This window comes from Shewanella sp. SNU WT4 (assembly GCF_006494715.1).
In the GTDB taxonomy this organism is placed as follows: domain Bacteria; phylum Pseudomonadota; class Gammaproteobacteria; order Enterobacterales; family Shewanellaceae; genus Shewanella.
The window spans coordinates 1,623,820-1,649,434 of record NZ_CP041151.1 but is presented as its reverse complement, the minus strand read 5'-3'; the positions used below and the strand labels follow the sequence as shown (position 1 = coordinate 1,649,434).

The window sequence follows — 25,615 nt, the reverse complement described above, 5'->3', positions numbered from 1 at the left end:
CCCACGGGTACTGAGGTGGTAACACCAAATTTGACGGGGATTATAACCATGTGCCACTTAATTCATAGTGACTTAATCCGATAGCCTTGATACCCAGCATCGATTTGCACACAATTTAAGCAAAAACCGCTCACTTGCAATAGGTTAAGGCTTACCCCTATGGGATAAGCTTTAACTAATACTTGCTCTCGCCTTTAACTATTGCTTAGATTTAAGCCTCAGCCACTAACGCATCGGCATAACCTAGGCGAGTTAATATGTGGCGCACTAATTCAAGTGCCTGCGGATCTTCTATGGTCGCAGGAATGGTAAACTCCTGATTGTCTGCCATTTTTCGCATAGTGCCGCGCAATACTTTACCTGAGCGTGTCTTAGGTAATTTTTGAATAACGCTCACCAACTTAAATGAGGCTACAGGGCCAATCTGCTGTCTAACTAGCTGAATTAACTCATCATAAAGTGTGCTTTCATCAATATCGACGCCAAGTTTCAGCACCACTAACCCTAAAGGCACTTGCCCTTTAAGCTTATCTTCAACACCTATAACAGCAACTTCGGCAACATAAGGGTGCTGACATAAGACTTCTTCAAAGCGGCCGGTCGATAATCTGTGACCCGCCACGTTAATAATGTCATCAATGCGGCTCATGATATAAAGATAGCCATCAGTATCTTTGTAACCCGCATCCCCTGTTAAGTAATAGCCAGGATACATGCTCAAATAACTGTCGATATAACGCTTATCGTTTTGCCATAAGCTAGTTAAGGTCCCTGGCGGTAGCGGCAACTTAATCACTATATTGCCGGAAGTATCTGCGGCAACCTCATCACCATTTTCATCTACCACTTGCACCTCATAGCCAGGTACAGGTAAAGCAGGAGACCCAGGCTTAATAGTCACAGGGGCAACGCCCATCATATTCGCGGCTACAGGCCAGCCAGTTTCCGTTTGCCACCAATGATCGATCACTGGTTTTTTAAGGAAATTTTGGCTCCATAACAAGGTATTAGGATCGCAGCGCTCACCGCCTAAAAACATTTGCCGCAGTGAGGATAAATCACAGTGCTGGCACAATAATCCTTGGCTATCTTCGCGCTTAATCGCCCGTATGGCCGTTGGCGCCGTAAAGAAGCTGCGCACCCCATACTTAGCAATAGTGCGCCAATAAATACCCGCATCTGGCGTGCCCACAGGTTTGCCTTCAAATAACAAACTCGTCGCGCCCATAAGTAACGGGCCATAGACAATATAAGAGTGGCCCACCACCCAGCCGACATCTGACGCCGCCCAGAAAGTATCCCCTTGGTGGATATCAAAAATATTGGCCATCGACCACATAAGCGCCACGGCATGACCACCATTGTCACGCACCACCCCTTTAGGTTGGCCGGTCGTGCCTGAGGTATATAAAATATACAGAGGATCTGTGGCTTTGACTGGCGTGCAGCCCACTGGGGTAGCCGCATTAAGCGCAACGAGCCAATCCAAATCTCTAGGTGACTCTAATGCCGCTTGCGTCTGCGGGCGCTGCAAAATAATAGTGTGACTGACGTTATGACTAGCGAGTTCCAGCGCGCGATCAAGGAGCGGCTTATAGTGCACTGGGCCTGATGGTTCCATCCCACATGACGCGCTAATAACCAGTTTGGGTTTGGCATCGTTAATACGCGCCGCCAATTCATGGGCCGCAAAACCGCCAAACACCACAGAATGGATAGCGCCAATACGGGCGCAGGCGAGCATGGCCATAGCCGTTTCTGGCACCATGGGCATATAGATCACCACGCGATCGCCATGAGTAATGCCAAGTGAGGTTAATACCCCTGCCAAGCGACTCACCTTATCGAGTAATTGGCCATAACTGATGGCTTGATGGGTGTTAGTCACTGGGCTCACATACTGTAAGGCTATTGTCTCACTGCGGCCTGCTAAGACGTGGCGATCGAGCGCGTTATAGCAAGTATTTAACTCGCCATCGCTAAACCATTGATACAGCGGCGCGCGGCCTGAATCTAAAATACGAGTTGGCGGCGTAATCCAATCAATGGTCTTAGCGGCCTCAGCCCAAAATAGCTCGCGATGATCTAATGACGCTTGATGGATTTTATGGTGCACGCCTTGATTGGCAAAAAGTGCGCTCGCCACTAAATGCTCATCTTGATAGCCATTATCAGAACTTGCCATACCCAACTCCCTTAGTCTGTTAGCCCACAGCCGCTTATCTAACGCCATTATTGACTTAGGTGACTGGGTATCACTATTAGACGTTAGCCTAGGCTAGCATCTCAACTGCCTGTCTAAGGCTTATATCCCTACTGGTGCCGCGCCCTTATGTGCTCGCGTTAATATCTGACTAACACTCTATTTAAGTCATGATTTAAGCCATTGTTAAACCATTGATAAGCCATGGCAACAAGCATGAATATGGGCGAAATAGCAGCAAGATTTCACCCAAAATCTTTACCTTGACGTAAACTTCATATAAGGTGTTAGCAATTCATTTACATGTGCGATACACAATGCCGCAAAGTCAGAAAATTACGTATTCAATTAGTGAGTTATCAAAGGAGTTTGATATCACCACCCGCAGTATTCGTTTCTACGAAGATCAAGGGCTGCTCAAACCCAAGCGTCGTGGCCAAACCCGAATTTATAACCTCAAAGATAAGGTCAGACTCAAGCTGATTTTACGCGGCAAGCGCTTAGGTTTTTCATTATCGGAAACCCGTATTTTATTTGAATTGTATGACGCCGATAAAAACAGTGTGTCCCAGCTTAATACCATGCTGTCCTTAATTAGCGACAAGAAAACGGCCTTGCAGCAACAGATGGACGATATCAAGGTGGTGTTAATGGAATTAAGTAGCGCCGAGCAGCAGTGCCGCGCAGCGCTTGCCAATGGCGACTAAGCCATAAACACCGAGCAAGCTTTAGTTGCCGTGCTCGCAACAACCAAACCATAACTAAACCAATAATAATAAATATAACAACCGAATAAGCATCAACAAGACCTCAAGGACCCGCCATGAATACTCACTACCGTCCCTTTAATTTCGGCCTAGGCGAAGACATTGATTTATTACGTGAAGCCGTCAATCAATTTGCCGCCATTGAAATTGCGCCTCAAGCCGCCATGGTCGATAAAAACAATGCGTTTCCCAATGAATTATGGCCAGTTTTGGGTGATATGGGATTGCTTGGTCTCACGGTAGCTGAGCAATATGGCGGCGCTGGCATGGGCTATTTAGCTCATGTAGTGGCGATGGAAGAAATCTCGCGGGCATCGGCCTCTATCGGCTTAAGTTATGGCGCGCATTCTAATTTATGCGTCAACCAAATTGCCCGTAATGGCAATGAGGAACAAAAACAGCGCTACTTACCTAAGCTGATTAGCGGCGAGCATATCGGCGCGCTCGCCATGAGTGAGCCTAATGCCGGCTCTGATGTGGTTTCCATGAAACTAAGCGCCCGCAAGCAAGGCGCACACTATGTGCTTAATGGCAGCAAGATGTGGATCACTAATGGCCCTGATGCTCACACTTATGTGATTTACGCCAAAACCGATGCCGATAAAGGCCCCCACGGCATTACCGCCTTTATAGTTGAGCGGGATTCTCCCGGATTTAGCCAAGCGCAAAAGCTCGATAAATTGGGCATGCGCGGCTCCAATACCTGCGAGCTCGTCTTTCAAGATTGCTTAGTGCCAGAAGACAATATCTTAGGCGGCCTTAATCAAGGGGTAAAAGTCTTGATGAGCGGCCTAGATTATGAGCGCGTGGTATTAAGCGGCGGGCCATTAGGCATCATGACGGCCTGTATGGACATAGTGATACCTTACATTCACGAGCGCGAACAGTTTGGCAAGAGCATAGGCGAGTTCCAATTAGTGCAAGGCAAGCTTGCCGACATGTATACCGCCATGAACGCCGCAAAATCTTATGTGTACGCCGTTGCCAAAGCCTGCGATCGCGGCGAAGCCAGTCGAAAAGACGCCGCTGGCGCCATTCTTTATAGCGCGGAACTTGCCACCAAATTAGCCTTAGATGCCATTCAACTCTTAGGCGGCAATGGCTATGTTAATGACTACGCCACTGGGCGCTTACTGCGCGATGCCAAGCTTTACGAAATTGGCGCAGGCACTTCAGAAATCCGGCGCATGCTCATAGGCCGCGAGCTGTTTAACGAGTCTAAGTAGTCAATGCTGGCGAGTGACTACTGCGCCAGTTATATGCAATCAACTTAACTCGATGAAACTGGCGCCCTAAACAACCGCCGATTAGCCACAGCAAAAGAAGGAACTTACCGTGAGTCAATTGCTAAGCCGCATCAATGCCCGCAGCGAAGAATTTATCGCCAAGCATACTGCCATGGCTACCTTAGTTACCGATTTAAAAGCCAAACTGGCCATTATTGCTCAAGGCGGTGGCCCGATTGCCATTGAGCGCCATGTCGCCAAAGGCAAATTATTAGCGCGCGAGCGCATAGATAAACTGCTGGATGCTGGCTCCCCGTTTTTAGAGATAGCCCAGTTTGCTGCCTTTGAAGTGTACGATGAAGAAGTGCCAGCGGCTGGCGTAGTGGCTGGGATTGGCCGCGTAAGTGGTATTGAGTGCATGATTATTGCCAATGACGCCACAGTAAAAGGCGGCACTTATTATCCACTTACGGTAAAAAAACATCTGCGCGCCCAAGAGATAGCCAGTCGCTGTCACTTGCCTTGCATCTATTTAGTGGACTCTGGCGGCGCTAACTTGCCGCGCCAAGATGAAGTGTTTCCCGATCGCGATCACTTTGGCCGCATTTTTTACAACCAAGCACAAATGTCAGCCAAAGGCATACCGCAAATTGCTGTGGTGATGGGGTTATGCACCGCAGGCGGCGCCTATGTTCCAGCCATGGCCGATGAGTCGATAATAGTGAACGAGCAAGGCACTATTTTCCTCGCAGGTCCGCCACTGGTAAAAGCCGCCACAGGGGAAGAAGTCAGTGCCGAAGAGCTTGGCGGCGCGGCAGTGCACACTAAAATTTCAGGGGTTGCCGATCACTTAGCCCACAATGATGAACATGCCTTGGAGCTGGCAAGACGCGCCGTGCTGCGCCTTAACCATAGCAAAACCATCCTGAGCCCATTAACCCCGACGTTGCCGCCTAAATACGATATTAACGAGCTATACGGCATAGTGGGTACCGACCTTAAAAAGCCGTTTGACGTCAAAGAAGTGATAGCGCGCTTAGTGGATAATTCAGACTTTGATGAATTTAAAGCCAATTATGGCGCAACCTTAGTGTGCGGCTTTGCCAGAATTCATGGCTATTTAGTCGGCATAGTGGCCAATAACGGCATTTTATTTTCTGAGTCGGCCCAAAAAGGCGCGCACTTTATCGAGCTTTGCTGTCAGCGCAAAATTCCGCTGTTATTCCTGCAAAACATCACAGGCTTTATGGTAGGCAAAAAATACGAGCATGAAGGCATAGCCAAGCATGGCGCCAAGATGGTGATGGCCGTGTCATGCGCTAACGTCCCTAAATTTACTGTGATCATAGGTGGCAGCTATGGCGCGGGCAATTATGGCATGTGCGGCCGCGCCTTTGAGCCCACTATGATGTGGATGTGGCCTAACGCCAGAATTTCAGTCATGGGCGGCGAACAAGCCGCTGGGGTTTTAGCCACAGTGCGCCGCGATAGTTTAGCCCGCCAAGGGCAAGAGTGGAGCAAGGCCGATGAGCAAGTGTTTAAGGCGCCAATTATCGCCCAATATGACAAGGAAGGTCATCCCTATCATGCCAGCGCGCGCTTATGGGACGATGGCATTATTGACCCAGTGCAAACCAGAGACGTGGTCGGTCTAGCCCTTTCTGCGGCCTTAAATGCGCCAATTGCCGACACCCATTTTGGTGTGTTTCGGATGTAATTAAGCCAAAGAGGCAATGACAATGAACACACTTAGCAATCCCTTTAATTTAGACGCTAGCCAACAAGCCTTTAGCGATCATAAATTTAGCGCCATTGAATGCCACTTAAATGATGGCGTTGGCATCTTAACCCTCAATCGCACTGCGCTGCATAACGCTTTTGATGACAAGATGATAGCGGAAATGATTAGCGCCTTAGCCTTATTTAGCCGTGAGACTCAGTGCCAAGTATTAGTGCTGCGCGCAAGCGGCAAGCATTTTAGCGCTGGCGCCGATTTAGACTGGATGCGCAAACAAGCGCACCTGGATTTTGAGCATAATCTTAACGATGCGCGCTCATTAGCGACCTTAATGCATATGTTAGATCAGTTTCCTAAACCCACCTTAGTGCTAGTGCAAGGCGCAGCCTATGGCGGCGCCTTAGGGCTGATTTGTTGCTGCGATATCGCTATTTCTACTCCAAATGCCAGCTTTTGCCTAAGCGAAGTTAAGCTTGGGATCATCCCTGCGGTTATTAGCCCTTATGTGATGCGCGCTATGGGGCAACGCCAAGCGCGGCGCTATATGCTAACGGCCGAGCGCTTTGATGCTGATATTGCTCTATCTCTTAATATTGTCCACCAGCTTAGCGATAACTTAGAGCAAGCGGCACTCACCCACCTGCAACACTTGCTGGCCAATAGTCCGCAAGCCATGGCGTGGGTGAAGCGTTTATTGCGCCATATTGAAGACGGTGCCATCAATCAGGACACCTTAGATTACACCAGTGAACGTATCGCTCGAATTCGCGTGTCCGCGGAAGGCCAAGAAGGCTTAAATGCCTTTTTTGATAAACGCGCGCCCAACTGGCGACCTTTGGATAGCAGCCAAGAGGGCGCCATACCTTCGCCCGCCACAGACAGTGGAGCCCAGTAATATGTTCACTAAGATTTTGATTGCTAATCGCGGCGAAATTGCTTGTCGCATCATAACCACGGCCAAAAAATTAGGCATACGCACAGTGGCGCTGTATTCAGATGCAGATAAAGCCGCGCGCCATGTTGCCATGGCCGATGAAGCCTTTTATATAGGTGCCAGCGCCCCCAGTGAGTCTTATCTTAAAGGCGAGCTGATTTTAGCCATAGCCCAAAAAGCAGGCGCAGAGGCTATTCATCCAGGCTACGGTTTTTTATCAGAAAATGCGCCATTTGCCCGCCAATGTGAAGTTGCTGGCATTCGCTTTATTGGCCCCAGTAGCGCCGCCATTGAAGCTATGGGCAGTAAAAGCGCCGCCAAAATCATTATGAGTAACGCCCAAGTGCCCTTAGTGCCGGGTTATCATGGCGACGATCAAAGTGATGCCGTACTGATTAGCAATGCCAATGACATAGGATTTCCGCTACTCATTAAAGCTGCTTTTGGCGGCGGCGGTAAAGGCATGCGGATTGTGGAGCACGCAGCGCAGCTTAACAGCGCTATCGATTCTGCGCGCCGCGAGGCAAGCTCGTCATTTGGTAATGATAAACTGCTGATTGAGCGCTATTTACGTGAGCCGCGCCACGTTGAAGTGCAAGTCTTTGCCGACACCTTTGGCAATACCATTTATTTGGGCGATAGAGACTGCTCGATTCAGCGCCGCCATCAAAAAGTCGTCGAAGAAGCCCCTGCGCCGGGATTATCAGCCGAGCTTAAAGCGCAGATGGGGCAAGCCGCCGTTGCCGCGGCCAAAGCCATTAACTATGTGGGCGCCGGGACGGTGGAATTTTTACTCGGCAGCGATAACCGTTTCTATTTTATGGAAATGAATACCCGCTTACAGGTTGAGCATCCCGTGACTGAGATGATCACCGGCCAAGATCTGGTGCACTGGCAATTGTTAGTGGCAAGCGGGCAACCCCTGCCATTGACCCAAGAGCAAGTGCAGATTCGTGGCCACGCCTTTGAAGCGCGTATTTATGCTGAAGATCCGCACAACCACTTTTTACCTGCGAGCGGCAAACTTGAATTTCTGCGCGAGCCTAAATTAAGCCCCAATGTGCGCATTGATTCTGGGGTGCGCGAGCACGATGTCATCAGTAACTTTTACGACCCTATGATTGCCAAGCTCATAGTCTGGGATGAATCGCGCCCACGCGCCTTGCAGCGCTTAGCCCACGCCCTTGAGTCGTATCATATTGCCGGCCTTAAGCATAATGTGGAGTTTCTCACTAAGATTGCCACCCACCCTGAGTTTGCCGCGGCCAACTTTAGTACCGATTTTATTGAACGTTTTGGTGATGATTTACTGACTCAAGTTGAGGATGACAACCATCACGCCCAAGCGTTAGCCTGCGCCGCCCTCTATCAAGTATTAGCGCGCAAGCAGGCTCAGACTTTAAATAAAACCGCCACCGACCCGCATTCACCTTGGAATATTGGCAACGGTTTTAGAATTAATAGCCACGGCGTGCATACTATTGTGTTGCTTGATGATGCCAATCATTTACAGCAATTACGCGTAAATGAGCAGCAAGATGGTTATCAGTTAGTCATCCAAGACAAGGTTTATGAGCTCACGGGCACATTAAGTGGGCAGCACTTATTAGCTGAGATTAATGGTCATAAAATGCAGCTGGCGTTTAGTCAGGTGGGCGATGATTTCACCTTGTTTTTAGCCACCGGCAGTCATCATTTCAAAGCCGTACAGCGCCAAGTGCATGAACAAAAAATCAATGCCGAAGATAAGCTCAAAGCGCCGATGAATGGCACCATAGCGGCGCATTTAGTGGCCGCAGGTGACACAGTCGTGGCTGGCCAAGGGTTGTTAGTGATGGAAGCCATGAAGATGGAATACACAATCACGGCGCCCTTTGATGGCACTGTTAGCGCTTTTTTTTATGCCAAAGGCGAGTTAGTGAAAGATGGCAGCTTATTGGTAGAACTGCGCCCAGCGGACTTAGTTCAATCAGCAGAGCTAACACTAACAGAGCCTGCATCAGCCAAGGCGCAAGAGGCTTAATATGGTAAGCAATGATAATCATGTCAGCCTATTTGAAGTCGGCGCCCGCGATGGCCTGCAAAATGAAGTCGCCGTTCCTACTGCGGCTAAAGTGCAGCTCATTAATGCCTTAGCCCATGCGGGGGTGAAGCGCATTGAGGCTGCAAGCTTTGTCTCGCCCAAATGGGTGCCGCAAATGGCCGACTCAGCCCAAGTGCTACGGGATATCGAGCGTTTAGCAGGGGTGCGTTATAGCGCGCTTACCCCCAATATTACCGGTTATCAATTGGCACTAAGCGCTCACGCCGATGAAGTGGCAATTTTTGGCTCGGCTTCACAAAGCTTTAGTCAGCGCAATATTAACTGTTCGATTGAAGCCTCCATCGAGCGCTTTATTCCGTTAATTGAATTAGCTAAATCTCAAGGGGTGAAAGTGCGCGGTTATGTGTCTTGCACCTTAGGCTGCCCCTATGAAGGCAAGATAGCGCTAAGTGAAGTAGCGCGAGTGTCTGCCATTCTTTACAACTTAGGCTGCTATGAAATCTCGTTAGGCGACACCATAGGTATTGGCACAGCCCATGATGCCCGTAACATGGTGCAAGCTGTTAGTGAGCAAGTACCCATAGCGCAATTGGCCCTGCATTTTCATGATACTTATGGTCAAGCCCTTGCCAACATTTTGGCCTGTTTAGACACTGGCGTGCGGGTGTTTGATTCATCGGTGGCAGGCCTTGGTGGTTGCCCTTATGCCAAAGGCGCCTCGGGTAATCTCGCCACGGAAGATTTAGTGTATATGCTCCATGGCTTAGGCCTAAAGACTGGCATTGACCTTGAACAATTAGCTCAAGCAGGCCACGCCATTAGCCGCCACCTTAGTAAAAAAAGTGGCTCAAAAGTCGCTAATGCGCTGCTTGGATAAGTAAATGAAATACACCTATGATACGCGGCATGTGCCGCCAGAAAAGGAACTCTTATGGCAGGTCTTAATAAAGTAGTGCACAGCTATGAGCAAGCGCTTGATGGCTTAAGCGATAACATGACCATTATGGTGGGTGGTTTTGGCTTATGCGGTATCCCTGAGGGGCTAATTAATCACATGGTTAAGATTGGCATTACCGGTTTAACCGCCATTTCTAACAATGCGGGGGTGGATGATTTTGGTTTAGGTTTATTACTTAAACATCAACAAATCTCGACCATGATAGCCTCTTATGTCGGCGAAAATGCCACCTTTGAGCGCCAAATGCTCTCCGGGGAATTAACAGTGATATTAACGCCCCAAGGCACTCTTGCTGAGAAAATTCGCGCGGGCGGCGCGGGTATTCCGGCGTTTTTCACCGCCACAGGGTTTGGCACGCCCATAGCTGATGGTAAAGAAACCCGTGAAATCAATGGCCGCCATTATGTATTAGAGCATTCTTTAACCGCGGATTTTGCCTTAATCCGTGCGTGGAAGGCCGATACTATGGGCAATTTAATCTTCCGCAATACCGCCGCTAATTTTAACCCTATGATGGCAACCGCAGGCAAAATTACCGTGGTTGAAGCCGAGCATATTGTCGCGCCTGGCGAGCTTGACCCTAATCATATTCACACCCCAGGCATTTATGTTGATAGGGTTATTCAAGCCAGTTTTGAAAAACGCATAGAACAGCGCACCATCAAAGCAATCACAGAGTAAAGGAGGCAGCATGGCATTATCCAGAGAGCAACTGGCACAAAGGGTTGCCCAAGAATTACACGATGGTTTTTATGTGAATCTCGGCATAGGTATTCCCACCTTAGTGGCCAACTATATTCCAGCAGATATGCAAGTAATGCTGCAATCTGAAAATGGCTTACTTGGCATGGGCGAATTCCCGACCGAAGAAACCCTAGATGCCGACTTAATCAATGCTGGCAAACAAACTGTGACGGCGGTGAAAGGTGCCTCATTTTTTTCATCCGCCGAAAGCTTTGCCATGATCCGCGGCGGGCATGTGGATTTAACCGTTTTGGGCGCCTTTGAAGTGGACGTTAATGGCTCAATTGCATCCTGGATGATCCCAGGCAAGCTGATTAAAGGCATGGGCGGCGCTATGGATTTAGTGGCTGGCGCCGACAATATCATAGTCACCATGATGCACGCCGATAAGTACGGTAACTCTAAACTCTTGCCAGTATGCGAGTTACCGCTGACAGGGTTTGGCTGCATTAAACGAGTGGTGACTGACTTAGCCTTTATTGAAATTAAAGATGGGGCTTTTCATTTACTAGAGCGCGCCCCGGGTGTCAGCGTTGATGAAATTATCAGTAAAACCGCCGGTAAATTGATAGTGCCAGACCATGTACCAGAAATGCAGTTTAATTAAGCCAACGCGCGATTAGTGCATCACTGAATAGATTCAGCCATTAATGACATTCGGATAAATTAGCCCCATTCATTATCAAAAGAGTTAGTGTGACTCAATACTTGCGCTAACTCTTTTTTATCCGCTGGCGGCGAGAATCAGCACTATCGATATTCCCCTACCACAGTAAAGGCCAGCCTTGTGGCAATCATACCCACTTATTCCGCTTTTTATTCCAATGTTCATATTGATTTAGCACCTGCTGACTACTTACTTTGGCATAAGGTTTTAAATCTTCCCCCTGTGTCAGGATTGTTGTCACCCTTAAATAATCATTATTTTTAAAGACAGGGTGCGGCAAAAGAGAACGATATGGCTCGGTATTCACCAGAACGTAAAGAGGCGATCCTTAAAAAATTATTACCGCCTCACAATTTAACGGTCGCAGAGGTTGCTCGGGAAGAAGGCATTGCGGTGCAAACCTTGTATCATTGGCGAGATATTGTCAGAAAAGAAGGTCGCCCCGTGCCAGGTAAAACATTAACAACTGATGACTGGTCAGCTGAAGCTAAGTTTGCGGTACTCATTGAAACAGCCCCGCTATCGGAAGCCGAGTTAAGTCAGTATTGCCGTGAAAAAGGCTTGTTTCGCGAACAAGTACAGCAGTGGAAACAGGATTGTTTAGCTGGTTTTCAAACCTCAGAAGTACAAACCAAAACCATTAAACAGCAGGCCAAGGCTGACAAAGCCGAAATCAAATCATTGCAACGAGAATTGCGCTACAAGGAGAAAGCGCTGGCTGAAGCTGCTGCGTTACTGGTGCTCAGAAAAAAGCTCAATGCGCTCTGGGGGGACGACAGCGAGGAGAGCTAACTCCCTTGCCTGAGCGCATAGAATTGATTGCCTTAATTCAAGAGGCGTATATCAATGGTGCTCGCCTTTACAAGGCTTGTGCTGAAACTGGACTCAGTAAACGCACTTATCGACGTTGGTATCGAGCAGGCCAAGTGCAAGCCGATTTAAGACCAATAGCGGCTCGACCAGAACCGGCAAATAAACTCGAAGCACATGAGCGACAACAGATATTAAGTGTGTGTAATCAAGAGGAGTATGCCAGCTTACCACCGTCGCAAATTGTGCCGACATTATTAGATAGCGGGATTTATATCGCCTCAGAATCAAGCTTTTACAGAGTGTTACATGCCAATAATCAACTTAATCATCGTGGTCGCACCCAGATTGCTGTTAATCGAAGTAAACCGTTAAGTTATCGGGCTGATGGGCCCAATCAAGTGTGGTCGTGGGACATCACTTATTTGGCTTCAACCGTCAAAGGCCAGTTTTATTATCTGTACATGTTTGAAGATATTTACAGTAGAAAAATAGTGGGTTACGAAGTTCACGAACAAGAATGCGGTGAGTACGCAGCCGCGCTAATCCAACGCTGCATGTTACGCGAGCAATGTTTTAATACGCCATTAGTGCTGCACTCTGATAATGGGGCGCCGATGAAGTCACTGACCATGAAAGCCAAGCTAGAAGAACTCGGTATTACGGCATCATTAAGTCGGCCGCGGGTGAGTAACGACAACCCCTTTTCAGAGTCGTTATTTAAAACCTTAAAATACCGACCACAGTGGCCAAAATCGGGTTTTAGCAGTTTAGCTGGCGCAAGAGAATGGGTTGAGAAGTTTGTGAAGTGGTACAACGATGAGCATAAACACAGCCAGCTCAATTTTGTCTCACCAGGACAACGTCATGCTCAGCTAGATAACGCGATTTTAGCCAAGCGTAAGGAAGTGCTTGAAGCGGCAAAGGCAAGAAGACCGACGCGCTGGTCTAAAGACGTGAGAAATTGTGAGGCGGTTGGAGCCGTGACCCTAAACCCAGATAAAGCACCAATAGAAGGCGTAATAAATGCAGCTTAATATTTAAGCAAAGAGTGACAACTATCTTGAAAAACACCGTCTTTAGCCGCTGTAATATTGGAAAAATAGCCATGCATGCACTAAAACTCCAATACTGCACGTTAAAAACTTGGACTAAATGGAGTTACGTATGCTTTCAGGGTTGAAACTGGGTCAACAATTGTCGATGTCCTACCTCACCATCATAGCGCTCATGCTAGTTATATCTACTGCTGGGTATATTGGCTTATCCAATACCTATGAGAATTTTATGACTTATCGCGCGCTAGCCAAAGATTCAAACGATGCCAGTGTGGTGCAATATGAAGTATTAAATACTCGCCTCACAGTATTAAATTACTTAAAAAATAATGACGCTGCCTTAATTGATGATGTTAAAAATAACACTACCTCCATTAAAGCCAACTTAGACAAATTACTGTCCAATGAAGATGATGCCATTCGCCTTAAAGAATTGCAGGAATCACTGAAATTAATTGATGAGTACCAACTCGAATTCGATCACACTGTCACTGACACCAACAAACGCCAAACTCTGATGTCTGAAAAGCTCGACGTGTATGGTTTTAGTATGCGGACCATAATATCCAAAATTATGACCGACAGCCAAGGCTCAGAATATGCGAATCCCATTCTCGCGGCGCAGGTGCAAGAAAAACTATTATTAGGCCGTTTATACGCAACCAAATTTATTCTTAGTAATAGCGATAAAGATTTAGAGCGCGCCAAAACTGAACTGGCCGCCACGTTAGAGTTATTTACTAGCCTAAAACGCTCCCTTGGCCCTAGCATAGTTAATAATCAAGCCACTGAATTTGAACAGGCGCTCAAATTTTATGTAGAGAGCTTAAATCAACTGGCTGAAATTACTCGCTCACAAAACAAAGCCATTGTTGAAGGACTGGATACTATTGGCCCTAAAATTACTACCAATATCACAGATTTTAATAAGTCGATTAAAGACTCACGCGATACTTTAGGCCCTAAAGTGCAAGCCGATATTGAATCCATTATCAATATTGTATTAGTAGTCTCAGTCATTGCCGTTTTAGTCGGCAGTTTACTCAGCGTCTTAGTCACTAAGGCTATCCGTAAACCCATAGGCGGCGAGCCTGCGGATATTGAGCGTATTGCCCGTAACATAGCTGATGGTGACTTAACTCAAGCTTTTGATAGAAGCGGTGAGGCAACAGGGATTTATGGAGCTATGACAGCGGTCAGCACCAATTTACGCCAAATAGTGCAGCAGCTCAGTAGCTCATCATCGACCTTAGGGGCAACCTCCAGTAATTTAGTTAAAGTGACTGATGAAACCGTTAGTAACTCAGAATCCCAAGCGCGTCAATTAGAGCAAACCGCGGCGGCAATGCAGGAAATGACACACACGGTTCTTAATATTGCTAGAAATGCACAAAATGCTTCTGACGCTGCCACTGAAGCCGATGCTTGTTCGCACAAAGGCCAATCAGCATTAGAAGAAACCCGAACCAGTATTAATACCTTAGTGACTAACATCAGTGATGTGAGCAATATCATTGAAAACTTAGAGAAAGAAACTGAAAACGTTGGCAGTATTTTGGATGTGATTCGCGGCATTGCCGAGCAAACGAACCTGCTGGCATTAAACGCGGCCATTGAAGCGGCGAGAGCCGGCGAGCAAGGCCGCGGCTTTGCTGTGGTGGCCGATGAAGTACGTTCACTTGCCAGTCGCACCCAACAAAGCACTGAAGAAATTCAAACTTTAATCAGTCGCTTACAATCTGAATCTAAACGCTCGGTCGATTCAATGAAGCTAAGTGCAACCGAGGCTATTCGCACCTCAGAAAAAGCCAATGAAACCCATGAAGCCTTAATTGCCATTACTCAATCCGTCAGTAATATTCGTGATATGAACCATCAAATCGCGGTGGCGGCAGAGCAGCAAAATACCGTGGTAATAACCATTAACAAGAGCGTTGACCAAGTGAATACTTTAGCGAAAAGTACCTCAGAGGGCGCTAATTCAGTGTCGACCCAAGCCTCTGACTTGGCTAAAATCTCCAGCGATTTAAATTATATCGTGGCTAAGTTTAAGGTGGGGTAAACCGCTGCAGTTATTATTTAATGTCTAGAACGCCCGCGTTTTAGGCGCATAAAAAAACCACCGCGATAATCACTATCAAGGTGGTTTTTTATTAGTGTGCATTTTGTGAATGCACACTAAAAAACTACAGCATTAGACTTATGATTTCTTTTTACCTAAGCGCTGATTTCTATGCTTAGGATTGCTATTCGATTTTGGCTTAGCGCGGTGCGACCCAGGCGTTTGCGGAATTAAGGCTTGAATGGCTTCTTTTGAGCGTTCTGGCGATTTAGCCTTAGCTTTGGCCTTTTGCTGAGCCTGAATGTTCTTCTTATTGGGCGCGGCTTCTGATGACGAGCCTTTAGCCGCATCTAGCATAATGCGCAGCTCATCTTCACTTAAATCGCGCCATTCGCCCACAGGCAACCCTTTCATATCTACGTGCATAATGCGCACGCGCTCAAGCTTAGTCACTTCATAATTAAAGTATTCACACATGCGGCGAATTTGGCGGTTTAAGCCTTGCACTAAGGTGATTTTAAAACTTTGGGCCGAGAGTTTTTCAATCTTACATTTTTTAGTGATCACCCCAAGCATAGGCACGCCAGCACTCATGCCGGTAATCGCTTCATCGGTCAGCGGCTTATTCACGGTAACTAGGTATTCTTTTTCGTGCTTGTTACCAGCACGCAAAATTTTATTGACCAAATCACCGTTACTGGTCAAGAAAATCAAACCTTGTGAATCTTTATCTAAGCGGCCGATAGGGAAAATACGCTCACTGTGATTCACAAAATCAACGATATTATTCTTTTCACTGCCTTCAGTGGTACTCACAATGCCGACCGGCTTATTGAGCGCAATAAATACAAAGTCATCAGCATCACGCGGCTCAATTAACTGACCATTGACTTTGACCACATCGCCAAACTCGACCTGATCGCCCACAGTCGCGCGCTTGCCATTAATAAACACATTGCCCTGCTCGATATATCTATCTGCATCACGGCGTGAACAAATGCCACTTTCACTTATGTATTTATTTAATCGGGTGGATTGATTGCTTAACATACTCAGGATTCTAACTAACTAAAGAAGATGCGACAGATTAACTGTTTTTGGTGAAAATCGGAACTGCTGACACGGCAAATCTCAGCAGTTTTAGCCTTATGCTTTATAAGTGGCCTCACTCTATGGTTAAGTGACTTATCTCATCGCGTAAATCTATGACCTTACACACTTTCATTGGCGGCGCAGTCAAAGCCACTGCGCCCCATGACCAACCTACTCCAAAACCTGAGAGTAATAACTTAGTCGCCCCCGAGGTAAGCTGCTGACTTAGGCTTAAGCATAAGGCCAATGGGATGGAGGCGGAGCTGGTGTTACCCACCTCCCCCATGGAGATAATTAACTGCTGTGGCTGTAAGCCTAACTTATCCCCTAAGCGCTTTAGCATCATTTCATTGGCTTGGTGCATCACGCAGTAATCTACATCCTTAATTTGCCAGTCCTTTGCCGCCAAGCATGCATGGATAGAGGCTGGCACTTCGCGCAAGGTAAATACAAAAACCTGCATGCCATCCATAAATAATTCAGGCGCGTTGCCCGGGCTGCGCGCGCCGCCATGGGGCTGAATTAAATACGGCGCGCCCGCGCCATCACTGCCAAAAGAAAACACCATGCCATCACAATCGTCAGACTTTTCAATGGCAATGGCGCTAACGGCATCGCCAAATAAGGTGGCCACGGCGCGATTAGTCTCGCTATATTGATGACTAGTAGTATCGCCAACCACCAGCAAGGCCTTGCCTTTAGTTAATCCGTTCAGTAACTGCGACACTTGCCACAAGCCATGGACAAAGCCAGAACAGCCCAAATTCACATCAAAGGCGATAGTCGCCTTTGATAAACCTAATTTGTGTTGCAACTGAATGGCATTGCCTGGCAGCGGGAAATCAGGGGTTTGAGTGACAAACACTAACAAGGCGATGTCATCCACATGCCATTGCAACTCATCCATTAATGATTGGCATGCCTTAATGCCAAGATCTAATGCCGTTTGCTGAGGCGCGGCAACACGGCGCGCATGTATGCCAGTGGACGCGACTATGCGCGCCATTTCTTGCGCTGCACTCTCAGAGGATGAGTCAATATTTATGCACGAAAGTGGGGGTAAGACTGAGACAATCCCTGAGATAGCTATGTTATTAATTCTAGTAGTGGCCATTTCTATCCCTGAATTTTTCACTATATAGCAAAAGGTTAGTGCACTTTTGCCGAAAGCATGAGACTTTCAAGCTATATTATTCACTGTTATAGTTAAAACCAACTTTATTCGATTATTCAGTAGGGTTATTTATGGAAGCTGTCATTCGTTCAGTCAAAATTGCAGGGATGCAAGGTGCGGTTCCTCCTCATAGACACTCATTTGTGGAGACGCCAGGGCTATTTACCCAAGAAGAAGCGGATAAGATTTATGCCAGCACCGGCATACATAGTCGACGCATTCTCCCCAAACATTTATGCGCGTCAGATATGTGCATAGCCGCAGCCCAAACCTTACTGAAACGCTTAGACTGGGATCCAAGCTCAGTTGACGTGTTAATTTATGTCTCCCAAGATGCTGACTACGCCCTGCCCGCCACCGCTTGTTTAATGCAACACAGATTAGGCTTACCCCAAAGCGCAGCGTGTTTAGACGTGAGTTTAGGCTGCTCTGGCTTTGTCTATGCCACTTGGATAGCCAGCCAATTATTAAATAGCTCCAGCGGTCAGCGCGCCTTAGTGTTATGTGGTGATACTTCTAGTCGTCACTTATTGCCCGATGACAGAGGCACCTTGCCATTGTTTGGCGATGCAGGTGTCGCCACCGCCTTGCAATATGATGAAAACTGGCCAAATTCCTATGCCGTATTTGGCACAGATGGCACAGGTGGACAGCATATCGCAGTGAAAGCAGGCGGACGCCGAGTACCCAATATGCCTGAGCTCGAGCCGCGCTCGAAAGAAGAAGAGCTGCAACTCTATCAAGACTCAAGATTATCTTTAAATGGCGCGGCGGTGTTCTCTTTCACCCTCAAGGTAGTACCTAAGTTAATTAAAGACACTTTAGCCTTGGCCAAGATTGAAGCCGATAGCTTAGATATGGTGGTCATGCATCAAGCGAATCAATTTATTCTTGAGCACTTACGTAAAAAAGCTCAAGTGCCAGCAGACAAATATCTAATAGATATGAAGGATTTTGGTAACACTTCGAGTGCATCTGTGCCGCTGGCTATTTGTCATAAGTTAACTGACTTTTTTAGCCATGGTACTCATAAAGTCATGCTCGGCGGTTTTGGGGTCGGTTGGTCATGGGGCGCTATCATCACAGATATCGGCCCCATAGTTGCGCCTGAAATCATTGAAATTCAGGATGATTTTGAACCGTTAGCCCTAATACAGCAGTAACCTAACGCAACAGTAAGCATTAGAACTGCAGTAAGCATTAGAACTGCAGTAAGTATTAGAACTGCAGTAAGTAAGGGTTCCGCTGCCAATATGGATGTGCAGTAAACATTAATGCAGCGGTGAACAGGAGTTCCGCCATCATCATGGATTTGAGTAATAAATGCTATCTAGTGACAGGCGCAGCCATAGATTCAGATATTGGGCTCGCCATCTGTCAAAAGCTCGATGCTTGCGGCGCCCGCTTAATTTTAGTGGGGCGGCGTGAGCAAACCTTGATTGATACCGCCGCAACGCTTAACGGCCAACATGTTATCGCCCCGTTTGATTTAACTAAGCTTGATGATATTGCGCCTTGGGCCAAAAACTTAGTCTCTGAATATGGCGCCATCGATGGTCTAGTTCATAGCGCAAGCTTTCAAGGTTATAGCCCGCTTAGAGGGATTTGCGCGACACAAATCCATCAATACTTTGATGTCAATTTCTCAGCGGCAGTCCTACTTACCGCCGCCTTTTCTAAAGCTAAACATTTTAATGCGGATGCCAGCTTTGTATTTATCGGCTCAGCGGCAGGTCAGCGCGGCTTAAAGGCGCGCACCTTATATGCAGCCTCAAAAGCGGCGTTAGCCTCTATGGTGCAATCCGCCGCATTGGAGCTTGCCAGTAAACATATAAGAGTCAACTGCGTGGCGCCCGCCATCGTCAGTGGCGCCAAGGCTGAACTGCAATTTGCAACCTTAGGTGAGCAGCAAAGTCAGCTACTTAAAAACGCGCATCCCTTAGGGCTTAGCACACCGTTAGATGTGGCCAATAGCGTGTACTTTTTACTCAGTGATTTAAGTCGCAATACCACAGGTATTACCTTGGCCGTGGATGGGGGCTTTCTTGCCGGCTAAAGCGCACATTGCATTTTACGCCAATAATTCTCATCTTATTGGCGCAGGCCATATCATGCGTTTATATGCCCTTGCTGAAGTGGCAGCCATTTATTTTGATGTAACCTTCCTTTATAAAACTTGCTCAGAAGCCCTGCTTAACAAACTCAAGCAAGCCAATTTCACCACAGTGCAAATTGATGCCCCCATTAATCATCAGCAACTCCAGCGCTTAGGTTTTAGTGCTCTCTTTATCGATGATTACGCTTTAACCTTGGCTGAATGGCAGCAATTGCGCTTATTAGACACTTACTTAGTTAAACTTGATGATGCCCTTGATAACGCGCCGATCCTGGCCGATTTAATCATTAACCCCGCGCCTAACTGCAGCGCCGCCTATTATCAAGCGTTAGCGCCCAAGGCGCAGCTTTGCCTTGGGCCAACATTCACTTATCTCAGGCAAGAGTTTGCACAAACTCACTATCAGATGATTGCACAGCGCCCGAATATATTGATTAGCTTAGGCGGCACCGACACTAAATCTCTGGCACTGCCTTTAGTGACTGCCTTAATGGCGGCCTTACCTGACGTGCAGATGCAGCTTTTATTAGGTAAGACCCATCAAGACCAAGCAGCGCTCACGACACTGGCCAAACATAAGCCTAACCTAAGCCTAATATGCGACCCGCCATCAGTCGCTGCCATCATGATGCAATCTGGTTTAGCGATTTCAGCCGCAGGCGGCACCTTAGGTGAATTAGCCAGCCAAGGTGTGCCCACCTTGGCGTTAGTCACTGTGGATAATCAAGTGGCCGCCATGACCTCCCCGCTTAATAACACTTGGTATCGCGCCATTGATGTCCGTACTTTTGTGTCTAGTGGCTTTGATGCCAATGGCTTTAATACGAGTGGCTTCCATTCCCCAGTCACTCAAGTCCCCCCCCCTGGCTCAATCAGCCAATCGGCCATTAATCACGATTTATTGAATGTTATCAACGCCGAAGCACTTAGTCTTTGGCATAAAAAATGCTTGAGACAAACTATGAGTGATATTGCACGTCAATTGATTGACAGCCAAGGTTGTCAGCGGGTCATCAATCAATTATGTGTCGACTTACAGCAGAGACGGAACCGACATGATAGCAATCCAAGGCCTTCATCCAACACACTACTATGACGACACATACTATCGTCTTGAATTGACTCAAGTGTTTGAGAATAACTGGATATTTGTTGGTTTTAGCGATGAGTTAGCCAAGCATAATGACTTTATCACCGTAAAAATCGGCAATACCCCAGTGGTAGTGCAAAACTTTAACGGCCAAATCAGCGCATTACTCAATGTCTGCAGCCACCGCCGCGCGAGCTTGCAAACTGGTCGCGGCAACCGCCCATTAGTTTGCCCCTATCATTGCTGGAGCTATAAAAGTGATGGCGCGTTAGCTGGCGTGCCGCAAAACCGCACTGATTTTGGCTTAGATGACGCCGCCAAAAAACAGTTAGCCTTAAGACAGTTTAATGTCGAGTATTGCGGCGCCATGGTGTTTGTGCGCGTGGCCAAAACTGGCCCGAGCTTGTCAGACTATTTAGGCCCTTATTACTACATTCTTAGCCGCATTTCAGCGGATTTTAGTGACCCTGTCCATACCGGCAATTATCACTGGCGCACCAACTGGAAGATTGCCTGCGAAACGGTATTAGAGGTGTATCACGTCGCAGGCACTCATCCCGACACTTTTGCCAAATTTGCTAAAGCAGAATGTGACATTGAGTATTTTAATGGCCACACCACAGGCAATACGCCGCTGCAAGACACACCTAAAAAATGGTGGGCTGGCGCACGCAAACATTTAAAACTGGCGCAAAGTGAAGAATTTACTGAATACAACCACTTCTTTATTTACCCCAATTTAGCCATAGGACTCACCAATGGCTCGTTAATGTCAGTGCAAACTTACGATCCCTTATCCCCCATCGAGTCACAGCTTAATTTTGAGCTGCGCATGATGAAACGACTCGATGGCAGTGAGACCAGTCAAGCCGTAAAAGTGGCGATAAACGCCAACTTTACCAGCTTCAATCACACCATTTTAGAAGAAGACAGATTGGTGGCTGAATCATGCCAAGCCAATATGCCAAGCATCACCCCCCCAGGGTTATTGGGTCAATGCGAAGACAGAATTCGCCACTTTCACAATGCGTGGCACCTTGATATGACAGCAAGCGCTAAGGAGTCGATTAAGGATGACACCAAGGGAGAAATGACCCATGTTTAGCCAAACTATCACTATCAATGGCCGCACTATCGGCCGCCAATGCCCTCCTTATGTAATTGCTGAGCTTTCTGGTAATCACAAAGGTAGCTTATCCCAAGCATTGGCCATGATAGATGCCGCCGCCGCAACGGGGGTTGATGCCATCAAGATTCAAACCTATAGCGCTGATACTATTACCCTCAATCACGATAGCGCGGATTTTCAGTTAACTGGCGGGCTCTGGGCGGGGCGCACCCTGTATGATTTATATCAAGAGGCGCACACCCCCTGGGAGTGGCACGAGCCCTTATTTCAGCGCGCCAAAATGCATAATATCACCCTGTTTTCATCGCCATTTGATGCCAGTGCCATTGCCTTGCTTGAATCTCTTGATTGCCCAGCCTATAAAATTGCCTCTTTTGAAATCAATGATATTGGTTTAATTACTGCGGCGGCCAAAACCGGTAAGCCCATCATAATGTCAACCGGCCTTGCGACCTTGGCCGAAATTGAGGAGGCAGTGAATGCCGTGGCAGACGCTGGCGGCACCCAATTAGCCTTATTGCATTGCATTAGCGGTTACCCGACCCCAATTGCAGATTGTAATTTACGCACCATCACTGATTTGTGCCAACGTTTTGACTTTCCTATAGGTTTAAGCGATCACACCATTGAAAGCACTGTGGCTATTACTGCGGTTGCCCTTGGCGCCAGCCTCATTGAAAAGCATTTCACCTTAGATAAGAGTGATGGTTCAGTGGATGCCGCCTTTTCATTAGAGCCGACAGCTTTCATTGAATTAACCCGTGACACCAATAAAGCCTTTAAGGCGTTGGGCCAAGCAGGCTATGACATTAAGCCGAGTGAAATCGGCGGCCGCGATTTTAGGCGCTCACTGTACATCAGCCAAACGATTAGCAAAGGCCAAGTGTTTACCCCAGATAATGTCCGTTCAGTAAGACCCGCCCACGGCCTGCACACCCGCTATTTGCCGCAAGTTCTTGGGCAAATAGCCAGCCAAGATATCGCCTTTGGTGAGCCGCTGCGTGAAGAGCATTTATCCATAGCTCTCATAAGGAAGGCATAAATGCGAGTTATCTGCATCACACAAGCGCGCATGGGTTCAAGTCGTTTGCCGGGCAAGGTGCTTATGCCCATTGAACATATGCTCGCTGAACAAATGCTCACTGAATCAAAGCAAGCGCCAGTGTCTGAGCTAACACAGGCGCTACCTATGCTTGAATACCATATTCGCAGGGTTAAAGAGGCGCGCACGGTTGATTGCCATATTATTGCCACCAGCACGGCAGACATTGACAAGGCGATTGTGAACTATTGCCAAGCCCAGCAGCAGGCCTATTTTTGCGGTGATGAGCACAATGTATTAAGTCGGTTTTATGAGGCAGCATTACAAGCCAACGCCCAGCCAAGCGACATTATTATTCGCTTAACCGCTGACTGCCCGCTGATTTGCCCAAGTTTAATTGATGAAGCGGTTATCAAGCATCAGCAAGGCTCGCCTCATCAATACACTCATGTCAGCCTCAATTACTTTCCCCGCGGCTTTGATGTCGAAGTGTTTAGCATGGCGAGTTTAACCCGCGCTTATAAAGAGGCTACAAGCTGCGCCGAGCGCGAGCATGTGACCTTATTTTTATACTCTGAGCCCAATGCGCTTATCGCCAGCATTGAAACAGGTAACCGCCAATGGCAAGAATTTAGGCTGTGCGTGGATGAGATTGCCGATTTTCATTTGGTAGAGCAAGTGATTAAGGCGTTAGGACCAAATTGGCTCAGCGCCACCCCAGCTGAAATTTGCCAAGTGCTGATAGATAAGCCTGAGCTTGCCAAACTCAATGCCCAAGTGGTGCAGCGCGCGGCGCATTAGGTTAAACAATAACGCGCCTTGGTCGATAGAGTCTTATCGGCAGCTAGGTAAACACGAACAACTTAGACGCTAAACCCCTGACCCACACTAACGAAAGGTGAACCCTATGAACAAACAAGAATTCTTAAACAATCTAGAAGAAATCCTCGAGCTTAATCCAGGCGAGCTTAAAGGCAATGAAGTGTTAATGGATATCGAACAATGGGATTCCTTGGCCTTTTTAAGCGTGATTGCCATGGCCGATGAGCATTTTGACATCATTATTCAAGGCGATAAATTAGAGAGTATTACCACAGTGGCAGATTTACTGGCGCTAGTGGATGAACATTTGGCCGCTTAATGGAGCGCAGGTAGCAATACTATGAGCATTCAGCCGATGGACTTTAGCGGTAAGCGCGTGCTGGTTACTGGCGCATCCTCTGGCATAGGCCGGGCGTGCGCCGTGTTATTAGCCGAGCTTGGCGCTAAGGTCATACTCAATGGGCGCAACATCCAAACTTTGCAACATACTGCCGAAAGCTTAGTGGGCGGCGGCCATGTGTGCGCCCCCTTTGATATGACAGATACCGATAAATTATGTGACTGGATTAAGACCTTAACCGCTGAACATGGTTATCTCGATGGCTTTGTGCATTGTGCTGGCGTGCAAGTCACTAAGCCCATACGTCTGTTTGATCAAGCGTTTTTTGATGACACTATGCACGTCAATTTAGCCAGTGCCATGGCCATCACTCAAGGCTTTAGGCTCAAACGCGATCGCACTAAACAAGGCGCCATCGTCTTTGTGGCCTCCATTGCTGGCCTCATAGGTCAAACCGGCAATACAGTGTATGGCGCGAGTAAAGCAGGATTAATGTCATTAACTCGCGGCCTATCGATGGAATTACTGCGAGACAATATTCGCGTTAATTGCGTTGCCCCCGCACTGGTGGCCACCGACATGGCCGAGCGCACTAAGGCCAGTATGACCGAGGCGCAGTTTCAACATATGGTCAATCAGCACCCGATGGGATTAGGTCAACCCGAAGACGTGGCCAATGCCGTGGCGTTTTTACTGAGTGACGCCGCCAAATGGATCAATGCCGTGACGTTACCCGTTGAAGGTGGCTATTTAGCCAACTAAGAGGCCAAACATGCCCTTACATTTTAAACGAGTGGATATTGACGATGCCGCGCTACTGCTTAAATGGCGCACGTCACCTGAGATCAGTAAGCACATGTTTACCGACCTTGAGCAGCCATCGTTAGCTAAGCAGCAAGCTTGGATTGCATCGCTAGCCGGGCGCAAGGATTATCGCGGTTATATGATCCAAGATGATGATATTCCTATTGGTTTCTTATGCTTTAGCGATATTGATGTTACTCATCAGCGCTGTAGTACTGGCTCTTACATTTATGAGCGCGAGCCTAGGCTCAAATACGGCGCGACTATGCACACTTATATCTGTAACTATGTTTTTCATCAGCTAAAGCTGAATAAAATTGTCAACTATGTGCTTGATGCTAACGACAAAGTGGTAAAGCTCCAAACTTTACATAAAACGCGATTAGTGGGGCATCTTAAGCAGCACATAGTTAAAAATGGTCAGTTTTTGGATGTCCATGTGTTTGAGCAACTAAAACAAGATTGGCTGACGCAAAAACAGCACTTTAATCTAGATAAAATAGCCGCCGCATTTAATGATTGGGATAATGCATGAGTAACTTTGAAGCCATCATCTTGAATGAAACTAAGCAGATAATTGAAAGCAAAGGCGAAACCTGCCCGGAACTGCAACTCCATTTGGCATTCTTAGCCGATTTACCTATGGATTCACTGGATCTTGCCACCTTAATTGTGAGTGTCGAACTCGCCACCGGCGTTGACCCATTTAGAGACGGTTTTAAGTCGTTTCATAGCCTATCTGACTTAATTGCGCTCTATCAAGGCGCTGCTGCCTAATGTTCGCTATCACGACCA

At 47.4% G+C, this 25,615-nt stretch carries 23 protein-coding genes; 20 read left to right on the top strand and 3 right to left on the bottom strand.

Going from position 1 to position 25,615, the window contains the following annotated elements:
• Window positions 1-211: 211 nt before the first annotated feature.
• Entirely contained in the window at window positions 212-2,185 is a 1,974-nt protein-coding gene (locus FJQ87_RS07440) for a propionyl-CoA synthetase (protein WP_140932010.1), read from the bottom strand.
• A gap of 335 nt (window positions 2,186-2,520) precedes the next feature.
• Between FJQ87_RS07440 and FJQ87_RS07435 the strand changes: the two genes are divergently transcribed.
• The 10 genes from FJQ87_RS07435 (at window position 2,521) to FJQ87_RS07390 (ending at window position 15,211) form a co-directional block, all read left to right on the top strand.
• Window positions 2,521-2,910 (top strand): MerR family DNA-binding transcriptional regulator, encoded by a 390-nt coding sequence (locus FJQ87_RS07435; protein ID WP_140932008.1) that lies wholly within the window; start codon window positions 2,521-2,523, stop codon window positions 2,908-2,910.
• Window positions 2,911-3,026: 116 nt separating this feature from the next.
• Window positions 3,027-4,196 carry an isovaleryl-CoA dehydrogenase gene (locus FJQ87_RS07430; RefSeq protein WP_140932007.1) on the top strand — a complete coding sequence of 390 codons (1,170 nt, stop codon included), beginning with the start codon at window positions 3,027-3,029 and terminating at the stop codon, window positions 4,194-4,196.
• A 109-nt stretch (window positions 4,197-4,305) separates the two neighbouring features.
• Window positions 4,306-5,913 (top strand): carboxyl transferase domain-containing protein, encoded by a 1,608-nt coding sequence (locus tag FJQ87_RS07425; protein WP_140932005.1) that lies wholly within the window; start codon window positions 4,306-4,308, stop codon window positions 5,911-5,913.
• A gap of 22 nt (window positions 5,914-5,935) precedes the next feature.
• Window positions 5,936-6,829, top strand: a complete 894-nt coding sequence (locus FJQ87_RS07420) for an enoyl-CoA hydratase-related protein (protein ID WP_140932003.1) — start codon at window positions 5,936-5,938, stop codon at window positions 6,827-6,829.
• Between the two features lies 1 nt (window position 6,830).
• Entirely contained in the window at window positions 6,831-8,891 is a 2,061-nt protein-coding gene (locus FJQ87_RS07415) for an acetyl/propionyl/methylcrotonyl-CoA carboxylase subunit alpha (protein ID WP_140932001.1), read from the top strand.
• A gap of 1 nt (window position 8,892) precedes the next feature.
• Window positions 8,893-9,789 (top strand): hydroxymethylglutaryl-CoA lyase, encoded by an 897-nt coding sequence (locus FJQ87_RS07410; protein WP_140931999.1) that lies wholly within the window; start codon window positions 8,893-8,895, stop codon window positions 9,787-9,789.
• 54 nt (window positions 9,790-9,843) lie between these two features.
• Window positions 9,844-10,551 (top strand): CoA transferase subunit A, encoded by a 708-nt coding sequence (locus tag FJQ87_RS07405; RefSeq protein ID WP_140931997.1) that lies wholly within the window; start codon window positions 9,844-9,846, stop codon window positions 10,549-10,551.
• A gap of 10 nt (window positions 10,552-10,561) precedes the next feature.
• A complete protein-coding gene (locus tag FJQ87_RS07400; RefSeq protein ID WP_140931995.1) occupies window positions 10,562-11,221 on the top strand; it encodes a 3-oxoacid CoA-transferase subunit B in 660 nt (219 codons plus the stop codon).
• Window positions 11,222-11,572: 351 nt separating this feature from the next.
• A protein-coding gene (locus FJQ87_RS07395) for an IS3 family transposase (protein WP_140929974.1) occupies window positions 11,573-13,128 on the top strand; the annotation gives its coding sequence in 2 pieces (ribosomal slippage) (window positions 11,573-12,035 and window positions 12,035-13,128; 1,557 coding nt in all).
• Window positions 13,129-13,258: 130 nt separating this feature from the next.
• Complete coding sequence (locus FJQ87_RS07390) at window positions 13,259-15,211, top strand: methyl-accepting chemotaxis protein (protein ID WP_140931993.1); 1,953 nt, start codon at window positions 13,259-13,261, stop codon at window positions 15,209-15,211.
• Between the two features lie 138 nt (window positions 15,212-15,349).
• Here the strand turns inward: FJQ87_RS07390 and rluF are convergent, their stop codons facing one another.
• Both rluF and FJQ87_RS07380 read right to left on the bottom strand, forming a co-directional pair.
• Window positions 15,350-16,261, bottom strand: a complete 912-nt coding sequence (gene rluF, locus FJQ87_RS07385) for a 23S rRNA pseudouridine(2604) synthase RluF (protein ID WP_140931991.1) — start codon at window positions 16,259-16,261, stop codon at window positions 15,350-15,352.
• Between the two features lie 115 nt (window positions 16,262-16,376).
• Entirely contained in the window at window positions 16,377-17,417 is a 1,041-nt protein-coding gene (locus FJQ87_RS07380; protein WP_140931989.1) for a ketoacyl-ACP synthase III, read from the bottom strand.
• Window positions 17,418-17,548: 131 nt separating this feature from the next.
• Here FJQ87_RS07380 and FJQ87_RS07375 point away from each other — a divergent pair, with 131 nt between their 5' ends.
• The 10 genes from FJQ87_RS07375 to FJQ87_RS07330 all read left to right on the top strand — a co-directional run bounded on the left by FJQ87_RS07375 (window position 17,549) and on the right by FJQ87_RS07330 (window position 25,597).
• Window positions 17,549-18,640 carry a ketoacyl-ACP synthase III gene (locus tag FJQ87_RS07375; RefSeq protein ID WP_140931987.1) on the top strand — a complete coding sequence of 364 codons (1,092 nt, stop codon included), beginning with the start codon at window positions 17,549-17,551 and terminating at the stop codon, window positions 18,638-18,640.
• 143 nt (window positions 18,641-18,783) lie between these two features.
• A complete protein-coding gene (locus tag FJQ87_RS07370) occupies window positions 18,784-19,533 on the top strand; it encodes an SDR family oxidoreductase (protein ID WP_140931985.1) in 750 nt (249 codons plus the stop codon).
• A complete protein-coding gene (gene pseG, locus FJQ87_RS07365; protein WP_168195158.1) occupies window positions 19,523-20,689 on the top strand; it encodes a UDP-2,4-diacetamido-2,4,6-trideoxy-beta-L-altropyranose hydrolase in 1,167 nt (388 codons plus the stop codon). The genes FJQ87_RS07370 and pseG overlap by 11 nt, the downstream gene beginning before the upstream one ends.
• On the top strand, window positions 20,649-21,788 hold the full coding sequence (locus FJQ87_RS07360) for an aromatic ring-hydroxylating dioxygenase subunit alpha (protein ID WP_140931981.1): 1,140 nt from the start codon (window positions 20,649-20,651) through the stop codon (window positions 21,786-21,788). Before pseG ends, FJQ87_RS07360 begins: the two co-directional genes overlap by 41 nt.
• The gene (gene pseI / locus FJQ87_RS07355) at window positions 21,781-22,854 is read left to right on the top strand and encodes a pseudaminic acid synthase (RefSeq protein WP_140931979.1); all 1,074 of its coding nucleotides are present in this window, start codon (window positions 21,781-21,783) and stop codon (window positions 22,852-22,854) included. Before FJQ87_RS07360 ends, pseI begins: the two co-directional genes overlap by 8 nt.
• Window positions 22,855-23,655 carry a glycosyltransferase family protein gene (locus FJQ87_RS07350; protein WP_140931977.1) on the top strand — a complete coding sequence of 267 codons (801 nt, stop codon included), beginning with the start codon at window positions 22,855-22,857 and terminating at the stop codon, window positions 23,653-23,655.
• 106 nt (window positions 23,656-23,761) lie between these two features.
• Window positions 23,762-23,995 carry an acyl carrier protein gene (locus FJQ87_RS07345; protein ID WP_140931975.1) on the top strand — a complete coding sequence of 78 codons (234 nt, stop codon included), beginning with the start codon at window positions 23,762-23,764 and terminating at the stop codon, window positions 23,993-23,995.
• 21 nt (window positions 23,996-24,016) lie between these two features.
• Window positions 24,017-24,778 carry an SDR family oxidoreductase gene (locus FJQ87_RS07340; protein ID WP_140931973.1) on the top strand — a complete coding sequence of 254 codons (762 nt, stop codon included), beginning with the start codon at window positions 24,017-24,019 and terminating at the stop codon, window positions 24,776-24,778.
• A gap of 10 nt (window positions 24,779-24,788) precedes the next feature.
• Window positions 24,789-25,355, top strand: coding sequence for a GNAT family N-acetyltransferase (locus FJQ87_RS07335; RefSeq protein ID WP_140931971.1), 567 nt, complete (start codon window positions 24,789-24,791; stop codon window positions 25,353-25,355).
• Window positions 25,352-25,597 (top strand): hypothetical protein, encoded by a 246-nt coding sequence (locus tag FJQ87_RS07330; protein ID WP_140931969.1) that lies wholly within the window; start codon window positions 25,352-25,354, stop codon window positions 25,595-25,597. The genes FJQ87_RS07335 and FJQ87_RS07330 overlap by 4 nt, the downstream gene beginning before the upstream one ends.
• Window positions 25,598-25,615: the final 18 nt, after the last annotated feature.